The organism is Pseudomonas brassicacearum, from assembly GCF_003732265.1.
Classification (GTDB): Bacteria; Pseudomonadota; Gammaproteobacteria; order Pseudomonadales; family Pseudomonadaceae; genus Aquipseudomonas; species Aquipseudomonas brassicacearum_D.
Genome location: NZ_MOBK01000001.1, coordinates 94,411 through 112,149 on the forward strand (window position 1 = coordinate 94,411; position 17,739 = coordinate 112,149).

At 59.3% G+C, this 17,739-nt stretch carries 13 protein-coding genes; 12 read left to right on the plus strand and 1 reads right to left on the minus strand.

Features of this window, described 5'->3' with window-relative positions:
* Nucleotides 1-32: 32 nt before the first annotated feature.
* On the plus strand, nucleotides 33-2,504 hold the full coding sequence (locus BK660_RS00410; protein WP_123431571.1) for a UvrD-helicase domain-containing protein: 2,472 nt from the start codon (nucleotides 33-35) through the stop codon (nucleotides 2,502-2,504).
* A gap of 61 nt (nucleotides 2,505-2,565) precedes the next feature.
* Here the strand turns inward: BK660_RS00410 and BK660_RS00415 are convergent, their stop codons facing one another.
* Nucleotides 2,566-2,841: a DUF1652 domain-containing protein gene (locus BK660_RS00415; protein WP_123431572.1), complete on the minus strand. Its 276-nt coding sequence runs from the start codon at nucleotides 2,839-2,841 to the stop codon at nucleotides 2,566-2,568.
* A gap of 264 nt (nucleotides 2,842-3,105) precedes the next feature.
* Between BK660_RS00415 and BK660_RS00420 the strand changes: the two genes are divergently transcribed.
* The 11 genes from BK660_RS00420 to BK660_RS00470 all read left to right on the plus strand — a co-directional run bounded on the left by BK660_RS00420 (nucleotide 3,106) and on the right by BK660_RS00470 (nucleotide 17,716).
* On the plus strand, nucleotides 3,106-3,921 hold the full coding sequence (locus tag BK660_RS00420) for an AraC family transcriptional regulator (RefSeq protein WP_123431573.1): 816 nt from the start codon (nucleotides 3,106-3,108) through the stop codon (nucleotides 3,919-3,921).
* Nucleotides 3,922-3,971: 50 nt separating this feature from the next.
* Entirely contained in the window at nucleotides 3,972-5,378 is a 1,407-nt protein-coding gene (locus BK660_RS00425) for an NAD(P)/FAD-dependent oxidoreductase (protein WP_123431574.1), read from the plus strand.
* A 30-nt stretch (nucleotides 5,379-5,408) separates the two neighbouring features.
* Nucleotides 5,409-5,750, plus strand: a complete 342-nt coding sequence (locus BK660_RS00430; RefSeq protein WP_123431575.1) for a cupin domain-containing protein — start codon at nucleotides 5,409-5,411, stop codon at nucleotides 5,748-5,750.
* Nucleotides 5,751-5,797: 47 nt separating this feature from the next.
* Nucleotides 5,798-6,889, plus strand: a complete 1,092-nt coding sequence (locus BK660_RS00435) for a polyamine ABC transporter substrate-binding protein (protein ID WP_123431576.1) — start codon at nucleotides 5,798-5,800, stop codon at nucleotides 6,887-6,889.
* Nucleotides 6,890-6,975: 86 nt separating this feature from the next.
* Nucleotides 6,976-7,434: an REP-associated tyrosine transposase gene (locus tag BK660_RS00440; protein ID WP_123431577.1), complete on the plus strand. Its 459-nt coding sequence runs from the start codon at nucleotides 6,976-6,978 to the stop codon at nucleotides 7,432-7,434.
* 474 nt (nucleotides 7,435-7,908) lie between these two features.
* Nucleotides 7,909-9,339: a serralysin family metalloprotease gene (locus tag BK660_RS00445; protein ID WP_123431578.1), complete on the plus strand. Its 1,431-nt coding sequence runs from the start codon at nucleotides 7,909-7,911 to the stop codon at nucleotides 9,337-9,339.
* Nucleotides 9,340-9,437: 98 nt separating this feature from the next.
* Complete coding sequence (locus tag BK660_RS00450) at nucleotides 9,438-9,860, plus strand: AprI/Inh family metalloprotease inhibitor (RefSeq protein ID WP_123431579.1); 423 nt, start codon at nucleotides 9,438-9,440, stop codon at nucleotides 9,858-9,860.
* Nucleotides 9,861-10,073: 213 nt separating this feature from the next.
* Nucleotides 10,074-11,849, plus strand: a complete 1,776-nt coding sequence (locus BK660_RS00455) for a type I secretion system permease/ATPase (protein ID WP_123431580.1) — start codon at nucleotides 10,074-10,076, stop codon at nucleotides 11,847-11,849.
* Nucleotides 11,846-13,195 (plus strand): HlyD family type I secretion periplasmic adaptor subunit, encoded by a 1,350-nt coding sequence (locus tag BK660_RS00460; protein ID WP_123431581.1) that lies wholly within the window; start codon nucleotides 11,846-11,848, stop codon nucleotides 13,193-13,195. The genes BK660_RS00455 and BK660_RS00460 overlap by 4 nt, the downstream gene beginning before the upstream one ends.
* A 2-nt stretch (nucleotides 13,196-13,197) precedes the next feature.
* Nucleotides 13,198-14,562 (plus strand): TolC family outer membrane protein, encoded by a 1,365-nt coding sequence (locus BK660_RS00465; protein ID WP_123431582.1) that lies wholly within the window; start codon nucleotides 13,198-13,200, stop codon nucleotides 14,560-14,562.
* 106 nt (nucleotides 14,563-14,668) lie between these two features.
* Nucleotides 14,669-17,716: an autotransporter serine protease gene (locus BK660_RS00470; RefSeq protein WP_123431583.1), complete on the plus strand. Its 3,048-nt coding sequence runs from the start codon at nucleotides 14,669-14,671 to the stop codon at nucleotides 17,714-17,716.
* The last annotated feature ends 23 nt before the right edge of the window (nucleotides 17,717-17,739 follow it).

Genomic DNA, 17,739 nt, shown 5'->3' on the forward strand with positions numbered 1-17,739 from the left:
CGCAACAGCCTCACACCCTGGAGTCAGCCCGCGTGCCGCAACACACCCCCGATCTTCCGCCCGAACTTCGTCCCTTGGCCGAGATGCCATTGCTCAAACGCCTGGCCGCCCGGTTCTTCGGTCATGGCTTGACCCGACTGCGTGCACAACACCGCGCGTCCTGGCTGCACGGGCAAGCCGACGGTTTTCGCAGCGGCCACAGCGCGGGGTTTGATTACGGCTTCAAGGAAGGCAAGGACGAAGGGCTGGAGCAAGGCCGGCAAGTGCTGCTGATCCGTGATTCGCGGTCAACCGAGCATCGGCCGCCCAACGTCGATGACAACCTGTTTGACGATTGGCGCCTGCCATTAAGTGCGGAGCTGAAGAAGCGCATGAAGGCCGATGTTGCCCGGCTGCTGCCACCCCATGCCCAGCCAAGCGTTGCGCAGTGGAAGATGATCTTCAGCGACACGCCGTCGACGTCGGTGATTGCCGGGGCGGGTGCCGGCAAGTCGACCACGCTGGTGCTGCGTATCCTGTTGCTGACCCACTACCTGGGCTTCGAACTGGATTCGATGACCGTCGTGACATTTACCCGCGAATCACGCAAAGACTTCATTAACAAGCTGATCGAACTGTTTGCGCTGTGGGGCCGGGCGCTGAGCCTTAAGGAGGCACGTGATCTGGTGCGCACCTTCCATTCGCGAATTCTGCCGATGGTTCGCAGCCTGCCGGGGTTCGAGCGCCTGCAATCCTTCGAAAACCTCAGCAATCGCCTGCAAAACGCCGATGAAGACGTCGACAGCAATCCGTTCGACCTGCGAATCAATGACGCTCAGCGCCAGCAGCTCAATGCCTGTTATCACCAGCTGCATACCCGCGATGAACGCTTTCGCGAGTTGATCAAGCCTTTGTCGCGCCATGCCTTGCAGCTCAAGGAGCTGGAGCGTGACCATCCCGACGTGCAAAAACGCGTGGCGGTGACCGAGCTGGCTGCCAAGCGCGATGAAGAACTCTGCGACGCCATTGAAGACTTGTGGTTTCGAGCGGGTGCCTGGCCGATCAAGGGCATCGAACCCAATCGGCAATCCTTCGATATCAACGGCGCGACATTCCATTGCCACGGCTACATCCCAAGCCTCGATGCGTGGGTCGTGCTGGGGTTTGATCCGCGGGAAAACCCGCGGGTCTGCCGTCCAAATGCCAAGCTGACTGTCCGTGCAGAATGGGCGGTAAAGCGCACCCTGTTTCAAGCTTTCTGTCGTAAGCCATTGATATGGCTTGATAGTTACGAGTCATCCAAGCGCGTGCTGGCCTCGCTGGCAGGCGACGCCAGTGCCGGGCCGGGCTTTGATTACAAGGTCAAAGGTGAACTGGCTTCCGCGCCGTTGCTCGACTGTTTTGTCGCAGCAGCCGGGTTTATAGAAAATCTCGGCCTGGATGTTCCGAACGCTGTTGGCCAGATGAGTTTCGCCAAGGACGATCCAGACCGGTTCTTCTTCGAGGCCTTGAGCCTGTTCTGGCGAGCGCTGGAAGATCATCTGCTCGATCAGAAACCACCGGTGATGACCTACAACCGGATGTTCGCCTTGTTCAGCGAGCATTCACCGGAAAACCTGAAGCTGCTCAGCGATGAACTGTTGCGGCCATTGTCACACCTGATGATCGACGAGTTTCAGGACGTATCGCCACAAATCGTCTCCTGGCTCCGCGCCAGTCTGACCGAGATTCGCAGTCGAGGCCCGGCGATGCACGTGGGGCGCGGTGCACAACGCTCATCGCTGCTGTGTGTGGGGGATGACTGGCAGTCGATTTACGGCTGGCGCGGCAGTTCGCCGACATACTTCATGGAATTCAACAAAGAGTTCCCGTCGCCCAGCACCACCAAAGTCATGCTCAGCGACAACTATCGCAGTCATCAGCACATCATCGACGCCGCCGAGCATATCGTTCGCGCGGCACCGGCCATCGCCGGCAAGAAAGCCAAAGCCAGCGGTGAGCCGAAAGCGCTGTTGCCGGTCAACGTTTTGGACCGCGACGATCAAGGCATGGCCCAGCGCTTGATGGAGCATTACCAAAAGGGTGATTCGATCTTGATGCTTTATCGAAAAAGCAGCGATAAGTTATTGATTGAACAACATATTCAACCTGTAGTTAATGTTGATTCGAGCTTGCCTTATGAAACGCGGCGTCTGAAACAACTGACCTATCACAGCGCCAAAGGCTTGCAGGCTGACGCGGTGTTTTTGCTCGGCGATTGCCAGCATCTGACCAGCTCACCTTACAAGAACCAGGTGTACCGGATGGCGGGACTGGGCAAGGCCGGCGACAGCGAGCCGTACGACAGCGCGCAAAAAGACGAAATCCTGCGCTTGGCTTACGTCGGCATCACCCGGGCCGTCAGTCATTGCTACTGGTATGTCGAGGGGCAGGACGCGGCGGTGAATATGCCCAAGGCGTCAGACCGGATCGACAGCGGCAAAGCGTTTTTCGCCGATCATCGAGTCGGTCAGAAAACGGCGTAACCCTGTTCGGCGCCCATTAAAAAGCCCACATCAAGTGGGCTTTTTAGTGAGTGACCAGCCTTCAGGCGTAGCTTTTTAGGGCCTCAGGTGGAATGAATGCTTCCAGTTCATCCTCGACGGCTTCAATGATTCGCTCGACATCCGCCGCATTCATGACGGTTGCACAAGGAATACCGGCAATGGCGATCATGGTCTCGCCACTGGCGCGATCAAACAAACGGGCGATCATGCTGCCCGGTGCGTCCATGCTCGCCTCAAATCCCATGGGATGAAAATGCCAGCGCATCAGCTGGCAGGCGTTTGGAAACGTGACTTTGCTGTAAGACCCCTTATTCATATGTTGCCCGCCTTCTTCATCGAGCGCTTCCTTTAGCTCATGTTAGGAGGGAAGAGCCTTCAATGGCTCAACCGGTGACTGCCTTTAAAAGTAGCATCGGTATGTGAAAACCATGTGATTTTTTTCGGGCCGTTGGGCGGTTAGTCGAGTTTTCATGATCGAGGTCATGTCCCTGTGCGCATAGGGGCTCGCCCGGCCAATATTTCAGCCATTGAACCCGCTGCAGAACTTCGGCAAGCTCGGCGTTTTCCCGTCGAGACCTTTATGCACCCCGATGATGATGGGCCGCAGCAAACCCGGGCCACGGGTGAGACGGTCATGCGCTACCACTTGTGCTGGAAACACCGCGACCTGGACGGCGTCATGGCGCTTTATCACCCTGGCATCCAGTACCACGATTTTTTCCAGAATCGCGTGATGGGACTCGACGAACTGCGCGAGTACGTGCGCGTCAGCATGCCGCGCAATCCGGACGAAGCGCTGGAGCACTCGGACCGTATTCGCCTGGACGGCAATACTGCGTTTATCCAGTACCGGATGACGTTGCGTGGTGGCGAAGGGTTGGTGTCCTTCCACACCAGCGAAGCGATCACGGTACGTGACGGGTTGATCTGGCGGGTCAACGAATACGCCACGCTGGTCCATGAACAGCCGTCCAGCACGGCGACCAAAACATTGCGCCCGGCGGTCAGTCGACTCGGACTGTCCCCGCGCCAGTTGAGTTTCATGGCCGACGACTTGCAGCAGTATTTTCAGCGTCAGCAGCCGTATCTGGACCCCGAACTGGATCTGCAACGGGTGGCGAAGGAGTGCGGTTACAGTCGCAACCAGATTTCCTATCTGTTGAATCAAGTGCTGGGACAGAGTTTCTATCGCTACGTGAACCAGGCGCGCCTGCAACATCTGCTCGGCACGCTGGATGCCGCGACGCCACCGCTGCGTATCGACGAACTGGCGTTTGCCGCGGGATTCAATTCGCTTTCGGCGTTTTATAACTGTTTTCGCCAACACACCGGCCTGTCGCCCAAGGCCTATGCCAAACAAATTTCCTTGCGTGCCCGCGCGCAAGACAGCCCCTGAGTCCACGCACTAGGATCGACGCCATCGAAGTTTGAGTGGCGGAGTCTTGCATGTCGGCGTGGCGCACTATCAGTTTATGGATGGATCAACTCGACGAGCCGTTAGCGGCGCGTGCGGCGCTGGAACACGACCTGGACGTCGACGTGGCCATCATCGGCGCCGGGTATACCGGGCTGTGGACCGCGTATTACCTCAAGCGCCAGGCGCCGGGCCTGAACATTGCCATTGTCGAAGCGCAAACCGCCGGTTTTGGCGCCTCGGGCCGTAACGGCGGCTGGCTGATGGGCAATATCCTCGGTGAAGACCGGTTACTGGCCGGCCTTTCCCCGGAACAACGTCGCGCGTCATTCGACTTGCTGCACAGCATCCCCGATGAAGTAGAACTTGTCATCGAACATGAAGGCATCGCCTGCGATTATCGCAAAGGCGGGGTGCTTTACTGTGCCGCTCGCTACCCCGAGCAGGAAGCCGGCCTGCGTCGTTATCTGGACGATCTCTACCGTCAGGGCCTGACCGAAAGTGACTACCGCTGGCTCAGCCCCGAACAACTGGCGCAACAGATCAGAGTTGCCAAGCCTTATGGCGGTATCTATGCACCGCACGTCGCGACCATTCACCCGGCAAAGTTGGTGCGAAGTTTGGCACGCACGGTGGAGAGCATGGGGGTCAAGATCTATGAAAACAGCCCGGTCACCCAGTGGCAGTCAGGGCGTCTGCGCACAGCCAAGGCGTCGGTTCGCAGTCGCTGGATTGTCCCGGCCGTAGAAGGTTACGCGACGACGTTACCGCCGCTGGGTCGCTATCAACTGCCTGTGCAAAGCCTGATCGTTGCCACCGAGCCGCTGTCCGCCGCGACATGGGACGAAATCGGCCTGAATCGCGGTCAGGCGTTCAGCGAAAGCAGCCGTCAGGTGACCTACGGCCAGCGCACCGCCGACAACCGCCTGGTATTCGGGGCCCGGGGCGGCTACCAGTTCGCCGGCAAGTTGCGCCATGACTTCGACCTGACGACCAGCGAAGTAGAACTACGCCGTTATCTGTTCGGCGAACTCTTCCCTCAGTTGAAGACCGTGCAGATCACTCACGCCTGGGGCGGCAACCTGGGCATGTCGCGGCGCTTCAAGCCGCACATGCTCTGTGATCATGCCAGCGGCATTGCCTTGTCCGGCGGTTATGGCGGGGAGGGTGTCGGGGCCAGCAACCTGGGTGGCCGGACCTTGGCCGACCTGATTCTTGAACGCGATACCGAATTGGTCCACCAGCCTTGGGTCATGCCGCAGGGCGGACTCGACACGCTCAAGGCCTGGGAGCCGGAGCCCTGCCGTTGGCTCGGTTACAACGCGATCATCCGCAGCTTCGTCCACGAAGACCAGACCCTGGCCAACCCGGCTACCGCCCCCTGGCGCCGAAAACTGGCCAGCGGGGTCGCGGGGTTCATGGAAGGTTTCATGCACTAAACAGCGCTTTCTCCATCGACAGGTACGCCCATGAGCATCACGCAATTCAAGAATACCGTCACCCTGCAGCTCGAAGAGTCCAACCCGGTTGCCGTGCCACTGGGAACACCCGTGGCTGTGGCCTCGACCACCAGTGTCGAACGCGACGATGGCGTCGAAACCGGTGTCTGGGAATGCACACCCGGGCGCTGGCGTCGGCAGATCGTCGCCCAGGAATTTTGTCACTTCATCCAGGGCCGCTGCACCTTCACCCCGGACGAGGGCGAAACCCTCACCATCGAAGCCGGCGACGCACTGATGTTGCCGGCCAACAGCCTCGGCATCTGGGATATCCAGGAAACCGTGCGCAAGACCTACGTTTTGATTTTTTGATCTTCTGATTGCCTGCCAATAACAAAAGCCCTTACAGGAATCGACTCATGATCCGAAAGACACTGACACTGACACTGGCACCACTTGCACTCGTCGCAACCCTCAGCCAAGCGGCCGAAACGGTCAAAATCTACAACTGGTCGGACTACATCGCACCGGACACCACGAAAAACTTCCAGAAAGAAACCGGCATCGCCTTTACCTACGACGTCTACGACAGTAACGAAACCCTCGATGGCAAGTTGATGACCGGTAAATCCGGGTACGACGTGGTCTTCCCGTCCAACCACTTCATGGCGCGGCAGATTGAAGGGGGCGCGCTGAAGAAGCTCGACAAGGCTCAATTGCCAAACTGGAAGAACCTCAATCCGGTGTTGCTCACGGCGTTGCAAACCAACGATCCGGGCAACGAGCATGGCTTCCCGTACCTGTGGGGCAGCACCGGCATCGGCTACAACATCGCCAAGGTCAAGGCCGTGCTGGGCGACAACGCCCCCGTGGATTCCTGGGACCTGATCTTCAAACCCGAGAACATGCAAAAGCTACAAAAGTGCGGTGTTGCCATCCTCGACAACGGCCCGGAGCTGTTGCCCGCCGCCCTGAATTACCTGGGTCTGCCGCACCACAGTAAAAACCCGGAAGACTATAAAAAGGCCGAAGCGCTGCTGCTCAAAGTCCGGCCTTATGTCAGCTACTTCCATTCGTCCAAGTACACAAGCGACCTGGCCAATGGTGACATCTGCGTGGCGGTCGGCTTCTCCGGCGACATCCTGCAAGCCGAGAACCGCGCCAAGGAAGCCAACAATGGCATCGACATCGGCTACTCGATTCCCAAGGAAGGCGCCGCCATCTGGTTCGACATGGTCGCCATGCCCGCCGACGCACCGGACGAGAAGGCCGGCTATGCCTTCATGAACTACCTGCTGCGCCCGGACGTCATGGCCGGTGTCAGTAACTACGTGCACTACGCCAACGGCAACCAACAGGCCGACAGCCTGGTCGACCCGACGATCAAGAACGACACCAAGATTTATCCGAGCCCGGAGATGATGGGCAAACTGTTCGCGCTGGAGGCGATGCCGCTGAACATTGACCGGGTGCGTACGCGGGTTTGGAACAAGATTCGCACCGGTAGCTGATTCATATTTTGTCGTCATAACCCCCAGTGGCTCGGCTGACAACACGATAAATTCCAGCTCCTTTCGATAGATCAGGAGGCAATGGAATGCCAGTCGATATAAAAGCGGGTCACCTGCGCATTGGACGCTTTTCGGAATCTGGGCGCATTTACTTATTAACGGTTGTCGTTCACCAGCGGCAGCCGTTTTTTGTTGATTGGGGGGTGGGGAGGTTGGTTGTGCAGCAATTACGTGTGGCACAGGAGGAGGGATGGGCCGATTTTCTGACGTGGGTGGTGATGCCGGATCATCTGCATTGCTTGGTGCAGCTGCGGGACAGGACGCTGGCGGAGCTGATGTGTCGAATCAAATCCCGGAGCAGCGTGGCGGTCAATCGGGCATTAGGGCGGCGAGGGCGGTTGTGGCAGAAGGGTTATCACGATCGAGCGGTTCGGCGGGACGAAGACGTGAAGGCGCTTGCGCGCTATGTCGTGGCTAACCCGATACGCGCGGGGTTGGTGACGCGGGTTCATGATTATCCGCTTTGGGATGCGTGTTGGTTGTAAGTTTTTGACGACTGCTTCGCAGCCGGACGCAGCCTTCGGCAGCTGCTACAGGGTTCATGCACACCGCAATCCATGTAGCAGCTGGCGCAGCCTGCGTCCGGCTGCGCAGCAGTCGTAAATACTCAAACCCAACATAAATTTAACTGATATCAATTCGCTGGCACTCATATTAATAAGTCCATAATTGAGACCTTCTGGACAAAAACAAACTTACCCCTATTTAATATTTAAATATCAAATCGTCAGACAATTTGCGCAAACGCACATACTCAAAAACTAACTTTCGACACCGCAGGCATTGTTTCCGGGCACTTGCTGGAACAGCACAATTTGACGTCAAAAAAACACTAGACGTTTCATTTCGAATTGTGTCAGTTTTCTTTCGCCTTCATTGGGCGAGTGATAGGACGATCTCGCCAGAGATTGTCGCTATCTGACAAAAACTGTTCCATAGCTAAACAAGGAAGTGTGTTTATGTCGAAAGTAGAAAACAGCGCTATTGATCAAGCATTGGCTGCACCGAGTTCGGCCTACAGCCAGATCGACAGCTTCAGCCATCAGTATGACCGGGGTGGCAATCTCACGGTTAATGGCAAACCCTCCTATTCCGTCGACCAGGCAGCCACCCAATTGCTGCGCGACGGTGCTGCCTACCAGGACAAGGACGGCAGCGGCAAAATCGAACTGACCTACACGTTCCTGACCTCGGCGTCGTCGAGCACCATGAACAAGCACGGAATTACCGGCTTCAGTCAGTTCAGCACCCAGCAAAAAGCCCAGGCAGTGCTCGCCATGCAATCGTGGGCCGATGTCGCCAACGTTACCTTCACCGAGAAGTCCTCAGGCGGCGACGGTCACATGACCTTCGGCAACTACAGCGGTGGCCAGGACGGCGCTGCGGCATTTGCTTATCTGCCGGGCACGGGCGCGGGTTACGACGGGACCTCCTGGTACCTGACCAACAGCAGCTACACGCCAAACAAGACGCCAGACCTGAACAACTACGGTCGTCAAACCCTGACCCACGAAATCGGTCACACCCTGGGCCTGGCCCACCCTGGCGACTACAACGCCGGTGAAGGCGCGCCGACCTACAATGACGCCACCTACGGGCAAGACACCCGCGGTTACAGCGTCATGAGCTACTGGAGTGAAAGCAACACCAGCCAGAACTTCAGCAAGGGCGGTGTCGAAGCGTATTCGTCCGGCCCGCTGATGGACGACATTGCCGCCATCCAGAAACTCTACGGTGCCAACACCACCACCCGAACCGGTGACACCACTTACGGCTTCAACTCCAACGCCGGTCGCGACTTCCTGAGCGCGTCTTCGTCGTCGGACAAGGTCGTGTTTTCGGTATGGGATGCGGGCGGCAAGGACACCCTGGACTTCTCCGGCTTCACTCAAAACCAGAAGATCAATCTCAATGAGGCCTCGTTTTCCGACGTTGGTGGTCTGGTGGGCAACGTTTCCATTGCCAAGGGTGCAATCATCGAGAACGCGATCGGCGGCTCGGGCAACGACCTGTTGATCGGCAATGGCGTGTCCAACGAGCTGAAGGGCGGTGCCGGCAACGACATCCTCTACGGCGCGGGTGGTGCGGACAAACTGTGGGGTGGCGCGGGTTCGGACACGTTTGTGTTCGCCGCCAGCAGTGACTCCACGCCAGGAGTTGCCGATCAGATCCTCGATTTTGTCAGCGGTCTGGACAAGATCGACCTGACCGGTATCACCAAAGGCGCGGGCCTGCACTTCGTGAGTTCGTTCACGGGTGCGGTCGGCGATGCCGTATTGACCAGCTCGGGCGGTAACAGCCTGTTGTCGGTGGACTTCTCCGGGCACGGCGTGGCGGATTTCCTCGTCAGCACCGTAGGCCAGGCGGCGTTCTCGGACATCGTGGCCTGATTCAAGGCTGTAACGGAGCGCGGTGCACGTTGCGCCGCGCTCTGTCCTTGCATCGATGCGCGCAGTGCGCAAGGCTACGCGACGGAGTGAAACGCCCTATGGCCCCTGACGCCTTTACCTACAGAAAGACCGCGTGGCTATTGGCGGCGCTGATGATGTTTCTTGGAGATGTAACCATGGCAAGCAGCCTGAAATTAGCCGACCCCTCTGAACTCGCCGGACAATGGCAGGCGACTTTGATTGCCAAAGAGGATTTGTCCGAGTCCCGCACCTTGCAGGACAAACCGTCGAACGTTTGCCTGATTGACCTTCAACCCAATCAGACGTTGGGCGAGGGCGCCGAGTGCCTTGGGGCCTGGCTGCAAGCGTCGGCCATTGGCTGGTTCACGGAGCCGGACGGGATTGCGATCACTGGCAATGAAGGCTCAAGAATTTTCTTTTTCAGCCGACAGCATGATGGGCTTTATCAAGGCAATTTGAAGTCAGGTCTGATCATCACGCTTGAGCGGGCTATGCGTTAGAGCAAATAGTTGGTGGGCCTGTGCAGATTTAAATATAGAGCCCGCTGTTGTAGTTATAAGTAGCAAAACAAAACGTCAACTCTTTATCGAGCATGGAAGTGAGTTGTTAGTTTGTAAGTGATTGCCGACAAAGAATGTCTTCAACCGCGCACACACACAGTTAATTAAAGCCTCGCCAGATCAGGGCGGGGAATATCATCTCGGGAAAAATCAATGAAGATGGCTAAGGCCCCAGCCACCGCTCCGTTATTCAAGGCACTGGGCGACTATAAAAGCATCTTGATCAGCGTCGGTTGTTTTACCGCGTTGATCAACGTACTGATGCTGGTCCCGTCGATTTACATGCTGCAAGTCTATGACCGTGTGTTGTCTTCGCAGAACGAAACGACCTTGGCCATGTTGTCGCTGATGGTGGTCGGCTTCTTTGCCTTCATCGGTTTGCTTGAGATCGTGCGCAGCTTCATCGTGATCCGCATCGGCAGCCAACTGGAACGCCGCTTCAACCTGCGGGTGTATCAAGCCGCGTTCGAGCGCAATCTGCTCAAAGGCGAGGGCAACGCCGGGCAGTCCCTGGGGGATCTGACACACATCCGCCAATTCGTCACCGGCCCGGCGCTGTTTGCCTTCTTCGACGCGCCGTGGTTTCCGGTCTATCTGTTTGTGATTTACCTGTTCAACGTCTGGTTGGGTGTTTTTGCGACGGTGGGGGCTGTGGTCCTGATCGGCCTCGCTTTCCTCAACGAAACAATGACCAAAAAACCCTTGGGCGAAGCCGCCGGTTTTTCCCAGAAGTCCAGCCAGTTGGCCACCAGCCACCTGCACAACGCCGAGACCATCCAGGCGATGGGCATGCTCGGCGTGTTGCGCAAACGCTGGTTTCAAGTGCACTCGCGCTTTCTCAGTTTGCAGAATCAGGCCAGCGACACTGGCGCGGTCATCAGTTCCGTGAGCAAGACCTTGCGTCTGTGCCTGCAATCGTTGGTCCTGGGACTGGGTGCGTTGCTGGTGATCAAGGGCGAAATGACTGCCGGGATGATGATCGCCGGTTCGATCCTGATGGGCCGCGTCCTGAGCCCCATCGATCAGTTGATCGCGGTCTGGAAACAGTGGAGCGGTGCGAAGCTGGCCTACCGTCGCCTGGATGCGTTGCTGCAAGCCTTTCCACCGACTGACGACGCCATGGCGCTGCCGGCACCGAAGGGGCAGATCACTTTCGAACAAGTCAGCGCCGGCCCTCCGGGGCAGCGCACGGCGACACTGCACATGGTCAACTTCAATCTCGGTGCCGGGGAGGTGATGGGCGTGCTCGGCGCTTCTGGCTCGGGCAAATCGACACTGGCCCGGGTACTGGTCGGCGTCTGGCCAACCCTCGGCGGCACGGTTCGGCTCGACGGCGCGGACATTCATCGCTGGAACCGCGACGACCTCGGGCCCTACATCGGCTACTTGCCACAAGACATCGAATTGTTCAGCGGCAGCATTGCCGAAAACATCGCCCGGTTTCGCGAAACGGATCCGCAGAAAGTCGTCGAGGCGGCGCAACAGGCCGGCGTGCATGAATTGATCCTGCGCATGCCGCAAGGCTACGACACGGTGCTCGGCGAAGACGGCAGTGGCTTGTCCGGTGGCCAGAAACAACGCGTGGCACTGGCCCGTGCGTTGTACGGCAACCCGAGCCTGGTGGTGCTGGACGAACCCAACTCCAACCTCGATACCGTGGGCGAAGCCGCCCTGGCCAGTGCCATCGCACAGATGAAAGCCCAGGGCACCAGCGTGATCCTGGTGACCCATCGGTCTTCGGCCTTGGCCCAGGCCGACAAATTGCTGGTGCTCAACGAAGGGCGCTTGCAGGCCTTCGGCCCGAGCCAGGACGTGCTCAAGGCACTGTCCGGCGCTCAGGAACAACACCGTGATAAAGCCGCGCAGGCACCGGGCGCGCTGAGCATGAGCCGGCAGTATCAGCCCACGACAAGGAATTCGGGTGTATGAGCAGCGCACGCATGAACTCTGAAAGTGAAGCCACGATGGAACACGATTACATCGCCGAACGCCCCGAGCGCGATGCGCGATTCTTCGCGCGCATGGGCTGGATTCTGGCCATCGTCGGCGCTGGCAGTTTCTTCACCTGGGCCAGCCTCGCGCCGCTCGATCAAGGCATTCCGGTGCAAGGCACCGTCGTTGTGTCGGGCAAACGCAAAGCCGTGCAGTCGATGAGCCCCGGTGTGGTCAGCCGGATTCTGGTGCGCGAGGGTCAAGTGGTGAAGCTCGGCCAGCCGCTGTTCCAGCTCGACCAGACTCAGGTCGCGGCCGACGTCGACTCGCTGCAGGCGCAGTACCGCATGGCCTGGGCCAGCGTTGCGCGCTGGGAAAGTGAACGGGACAACCTCAAGCAAGTGAATTTCCCGGTGGAGTTGAGCAAGGATGCCGACCCCCGTTTGGCCTTGGTGCTTGAAGGCCAACGGCAATTGTTCAGCAGCCGCCGCGAAGCGTTCTTCCGCGAGCAGGGTGGGTTGCGCGCCAACATGGAAGGCGCCAGCGCGCAATTGGCCGGCATGCGTCGTGCGCGCACCGACCTGACGGCCCAGGCCAACTCGCTGCAACAACAACTGAGCAACCTTCAGCCCTTGGCGGACAACGGCTACATTCCGCGTAACCGCTTGATGGAATACCAGCGTCAGCTGTCGCAAGTGCAGCAGCAACTGGCCGAGAACACCGGCGAAAGCGGTCGGGTGGAGCAGGGCATCCTCGAAGCGAAGCTCAAGCTGCAACAGCACATCGAGGAATATCAGAAAGAGGTCCGCACTCAACTGGCCGACGCGCAACTCAAGAGCGTGACCCTCAAGGAACAACTGACTTCCGCCGGGTTCAACCTGCAACACAGCGAGATCGTTGCCACCGCCGACGGCATCGCAGTCAACCTCGGGGTGCATACCGAAGGCGCGGTGGTGCGCCAGGGCGACACCTTGCTGGAAATCGTGCCCCAGGGCACACGCCTGGAAGTGGAAGGGCACCTGCCGATCAACCTGATCGACAAGGTTGGCACCCATTTGCCCGTGGACATCCTGTTCACCGCGTTCAATCAGAGCCGCACGCCGCGAGTGCCCGGCGAAGTCAGCCTGATTTCCGCCGACCAGATGGTCGACGAGAAAACCGGCGCGCCGTACTACGTGCTGCGCAGCAGCGTCAGCGATCAGGCGATGGAAAAGCTCAATGGCCTTGTGATCAAGCCCGGCATGCCGGCGGAAATGTTCGTGCGTACGGGTGAACGTTCACTCCTCAACTATCTGTTCAAACCGCTGCTCGACCGGGCAGGCTCCGCGTTGACCGAGGAATAAGGATGTTCGGCTGTATGAATAAGCTTTCCCTGCTCGCAGCGACCCTGGCGTTGCTGACGTGCAACAGTGTGATGGCCATGGGGCCGTTCGACATCTATGAGCAAGCGTTACGCAATGACCCGGTGTTCCTCGGCGCGCTCAAGGAACGCGATGCAGGCATGGAAAACCGCATCATTGGCCGTGCCGGCTTGCTGCCGAAGCTGGGTTACAACTACAACAAGGGCCGCAACTCGTCCAAGGCCACGTACCTCAATGACCGCGGGCAAAACCAGACCGATGACCGCAACTACAGCAGTTACGGCTCGACCCTGACCCTGCAACAGCCTTTGATCGATTACGAAGCCTACGCGGCGTACCGCAAAGGCGTGGCGCAGTCGTTGTTTGCCGATGAAGCCTTCCGCGGCAAGAGCCAGGAGTTGTTGGTGCGGGTGCTGGAGAACTACACCAAGGCATTGTTCGCTCAGGATCAGATCGACATTGCGCTGGCCAAAAAGAAAGCCTTCGAGCAGCAGTTCCAGCAGAACGAGCAGATGTTCCGCCAAGGCGAGGGCACGCGCACCGATACGCTTGAGTCCGAGTCCCGTTACGAACTGGCGACCGCCGAGGAAATCGAGGCCCGCAACGAGCAGGACGCGTCCTTGCGTGAACTGGGCGCGTTGATTGGCGTACCGACGATCGACATCGCCGACCTGGCACCACTGGACCAGAACTTCCAGACCTTCAGCCTGCAACCGGCCAATTACGACACCTGGCACGAAATGGCCGTGGCCAATAACCCGAACCTGGCCTCCCAGCGTCATGCGGTGGATGTCGCGCGTTACGAAGTTGAACGTAACCGCGCCGGGCATCTGCCGAAAGTCAGTGCCTACGCCTCGGTGCGCCAGAACGAATCGGAAAGCGGCAACACTTACAACCAGCGTTACGACACCAACACCATCGGCATCGAAGTCAACGTGCCGCTGTATGCCGGTGGCGGGGTGTCGGCGTCCACCCGCCAGGCCAGCCGCACCATGGAGCAGGCCGAGTACGAACTGGACGGCAAGACACGAGAAACCATGATCGAGCTGCGTCGACAGTTCAGCGCCTGCCTGTCGGGTGTGAACAAGTTGCGCGCGTATCAAAAGGCCTTGGTGTCTGCCGAAGCGCTGGTGGTGTCGACCAAGCAAAGCATTTTGGGCGGTGAACGCGTCAACCTGGATGCACTGAATGCCGAACAACAACTATTTACCACCCGCCGCGATCTGGCACAGGCACGCTATGACTACTTGATGGCCTGGACCAAGTTGCATTTCTACGCCGGAACCTTGAGCGAGCAGGACCTTGCCAAGGTAGACGAAGCGTTCGGCCAGGGCCCAAAGACCCAATGATGGACCTGTAGCAGCCTTCGGCAACTGCTACAGCAAGCGTGTGAATTTGCAGGTGCCTTTCGAGGCAAAAAGGGATTTTGGCAACACAACTAAGGACGGTAACTGGATGAATAACAAGCACAACACACTGGCCGTGCTCTGCGCACTGGCCACACTCGGTCAGGCGCATGCCGCGCCTTACGTGGAAAGCGGTCGCTCAGGCGACCCCAACAGCTGGCGCAGCGCCGAATTCAATGCCGATTGGGGCGTCGGCGCAATCAACGCACAGGACGCCTACGCCGCCGGTTACAGCGGCAAAGGCGTGAAACTGGGGATCTTCGACCAACCGGTCTACGCCCAACACCCGGAGTTCTCCGGCGCAAACAAAGTCGTCACCCTGGTCACCAGCGGTATCCGTGAATACACCGACCCGTACATCCCGGTCAAAGCCGGGGATGCGTTTCGCTATGACGGTACCCCCACGGTTGGCTACGACGGCAAGCTCGGTGCCCACGGCACTCACGTCGGCGGGATCGCTGCCGGCAGCCGCGATGGCGGACCGATGCACGGCGTGGCGTACAACGCGCAAATCATCAGCGCCGATAACGGCGACCCGGGCCCGGAGGACGGCATTATTCGCGGTAACGACGGCGCGGTGTATAAGGCTGGTTGGGATGCCCTGATCGCCAGCGGCGCACGGATCATCAACAACAGCTGGGGCATCGGCATCACCGATCGCTTCGACCTCGGCGGACGCGATCCGGCGTACCCGCACTTCACCGTGCAGGATGCGCAGTTGCAGTTCAACGAGATCCAGCCGCTGCTCGGGACCAAACCGGGCGGAGCCTATGACGGCGCCATCGCCGCCGCGCGCAGCGGCATCGTCACGATCTTCGCGGCCGGCAACGACTACAACCTGAACAACCCGGACGCCATCGCCGGACTCGGCTATTTCATTCCGGAGATTGCGCCGAACTGGGTGACCGTCGCGGCATTGCAGAAGAACCCGGACCTCACCAGCCCGGACCTCTACAACATCAGTTCGTTTTCGTCGCGCTGCGGCTACACCGCCAGCTTTTGCGTGTCGGCCCCGGGCAGCAAAATCTACAGCTCGATCATCGGCGGCACCAACGCGGATAACCTCACCACCGGATACGCCAATTACAACGGCACTTCGATGGCGGCGCCACATGTCGCAGGCTCCATGGCGGTGCTGATGGAACGCTTCCCGTACATGACCGGCGCACAGGTCGCCAGCGTGCTGCGCACCACGGCCACCGACCTCGGCGCACCGGGTGTCGACGCGTTGTATGGCTGGGGCATGATCAATCTTCGCAAAGGCATCGATGGCCCGGGGATGTTCGTCACCGAGCAGGACATTCCCGAGGAGTTCCGCATTCAGGGCGCTTATGGCTCCAGCCAGTTTGTGGCCGATTTGCCGGGCATCGGCGCGATCATCGACGCCGGCAAACCCACCGAACGTGTGTGCACCGACGTGCACTGCGGACTCGACGTCTGGCGCAACGACATTTCCGGCCATGGCGGCCTGACCAAGCAGGGCATCGGCACGCTGGTCCTGACCGGCGCCAATACCTATGCCGGCCCGACGCTGGTCAATCAGGGCCGGTTGGCCATCAATGGTTCGCTGGCTTCGGCGGTCACCGTCAACGACAGCGGCATTCTCGGCGGTAACGGTCGCATCGGCGGGTTGACCGCCAAAAGCGGCGGCACCGTGGCGCCGGGCAATTCCATCGGCACCTTGCAAGTGGCGGGCGACGTGACCTTCGAGCGCGGCTCGACGTACGCCGTGGAGTTGTCGCCGACTCGCAGTGACGAAATTGTCGCCGGTGGCAAAGCCATCATCGACAACGCCACAGTCAGCCTGTCCCTGGAAAACAGCCCGACGTTGCTGACCACCAGCGAGGTGAAATCCCTGCTCGGCCATCGATACAACATTCTGCAAGCGGCCGGCGGGATCGAAGGGCGCTTCGGTGCGGTGGTGCCGAACTACCTGTTCCTCGGGGGCACCCTTGATTACTCGGCCAATGGCATTCAACTGGCGGTAGAACGTAACGCCACTACATTCAGCAGCGTCGGCCAGACGCCGAACCAACGTGCGGTCGCCGCGGCTGCCGAGCAACTCGGCGCAGGTAACGCGCTGTACGAAACCTTGCTGCTGTCGCCCACCGCCAATGTGGCTCAGCAAGCCTTCCAGCAACTGTCCGGCGAGATTCATCCGGCCATCGGCACGCTGCTGATCAACGACAGCCGTTACCTGCGCGATGCCGTCGGCGAACGCCTGCGTGAGCGTGACCTGTTCAACGCCGCCGCACCCACCGATAACCGCAGCAACGCCTGGCTCAAAGTCCTTGGCGCCTGGGGCAAGAGCGATGGCGGGCACGACAATGCCAGTTCCAACAGCTCCATCGGCGGTTTGCTGGCCGGGGTTGACGGTCTGATCACTGACAACACGCGACTGGGTTTTGTCACCGGTTACAGCGACAGCTCGTTGAGCATGGGCGATGGCACGCATTCCTCGGCCTCGGTCGACAGCTATCACCTGGGCGCGTACCTGGGCCATGAAATCGACGCCCTGCGCTTGAGCGTCGGCGGCGCTTACAGCTGGCATCGCATCGATGTGAAACGTGACCTGCAGTTCGGCGACGTCAGCGGCAAACAGAAATCCAAGCGCGATGCGACCACGGCGCAATTGTTCACTGAAGCGGCGTATCGCCTGGACGTGCAACCGTTGGCGCTGGAGCCGTTCGCCAACCTGGCTTACGTGCACCTGAACAGCGACAGCTTCACCGAAAAAGGCGATGCCGCCGCGCTCAAGGGCGGTGAAGACAACCGTGATGCCGTGCTTTCAACCCTGGGCTTGCGGGCGAGCAAAGCGATTGCCCTGTCGGACAAACAGCAGCTGGAACTCTCCGGCACCCTCGGCTGGCAACACAACCTGAGCAGCACCCAGTCCGAAGATCACCTGGCGTTTGCCAACGGCAATACCGCGTTCAGCGTGCAAAGCGTTTCGCTGGACCGCAACGCCGCCGTGATCGGTGCCCGCGCCGGTTTGGCGGTGGCGCAGGATGTTCGCTTGAGCCTGGATTACAACGGGCTGATCGGTTCCAACGAGAAAGACCACGGCGTGGGCCTGACGCTGGACTGGCAGTTCTGATCATGCACTAACGGCTCCGGGGC

What these genes read in the sequence shown, in the direction of transcription:
- BK660_RS00415 (WP_123431572.1), bottom strand. Translation starts at nt 2,841, where the DNA reads ATGAATAAGGGGTCTTACAGCAAAGTCACGTTTCCAAACGCCTGCCAG.
- BK660_RS00420 (WP_123431573.1), top strand. Translation starts at nt 3,106, where the DNA reads ATGCACCCCGATGATGATGGGCCGCAGCAAACCCGGGCCACGGGTGAG.
- BK660_RS00425 (WP_123431574.1), top strand. Translation starts at nt 3,972, where the DNA reads ATGTCGGCGTGGCGCACTATCAGTTTATGGATGGATCAACTCGACGAG.
- BK660_RS00430 (WP_123431575.1), top strand. Translation starts at nt 5,409, where the DNA reads ATGAGCATCACGCAATTCAAGAATACCGTCACCCTGCAGCTCGAAGAG.
- BK660_RS00435 (WP_123431576.1), top strand. Translation starts at nt 5,798, where the DNA reads ATGATCCGAAAGACACTGACACTGACACTGGCACCACTTGCACTCGTC.
- BK660_RS00440 (WP_123431577.1), top strand. Translation starts at nt 6,976, where the DNA reads ATGCCAGTCGATATAAAAGCGGGTCACCTGCGCATTGGACGCTTTTCG.
- BK660_RS00445 (WP_123431578.1), top strand. Translation starts at nt 7,909, where the DNA reads ATGTCGAAAGTAGAAAACAGCGCTATTGATCAAGCATTGGCTGCACCG.
- BK660_RS00450 (WP_123431579.1), top strand. Translation starts at nt 9,438, where the DNA reads ATGGCCCCTGACGCCTTTACCTACAGAAAGACCGCGTGGCTATTGGCG.
- BK660_RS00455 (WP_123431580.1), top strand. Translation starts at nt 10,074, where the DNA reads ATGAAGATGGCTAAGGCCCCAGCCACCGCTCCGTTATTCAAGGCACTG.
- BK660_RS00460 (WP_123431581.1), top strand. Translation starts at nt 11,846, where the DNA reads ATGAGCAGCGCACGCATGAACTCTGAAAGTGAAGCCACGATGGAACAC.
- BK660_RS00465 (WP_123431582.1), top strand. Translation starts at nt 13,198, where the DNA reads ATGTTCGGCTGTATGAATAAGCTTTCCCTGCTCGCAGCGACCCTGGCG.
- BK660_RS00470 (WP_123431583.1), top strand. Translation starts at nt 14,669, where the DNA reads ATGAATAACAAGCACAACACACTGGCCGTGCTCTGCGCACTGGCCACA.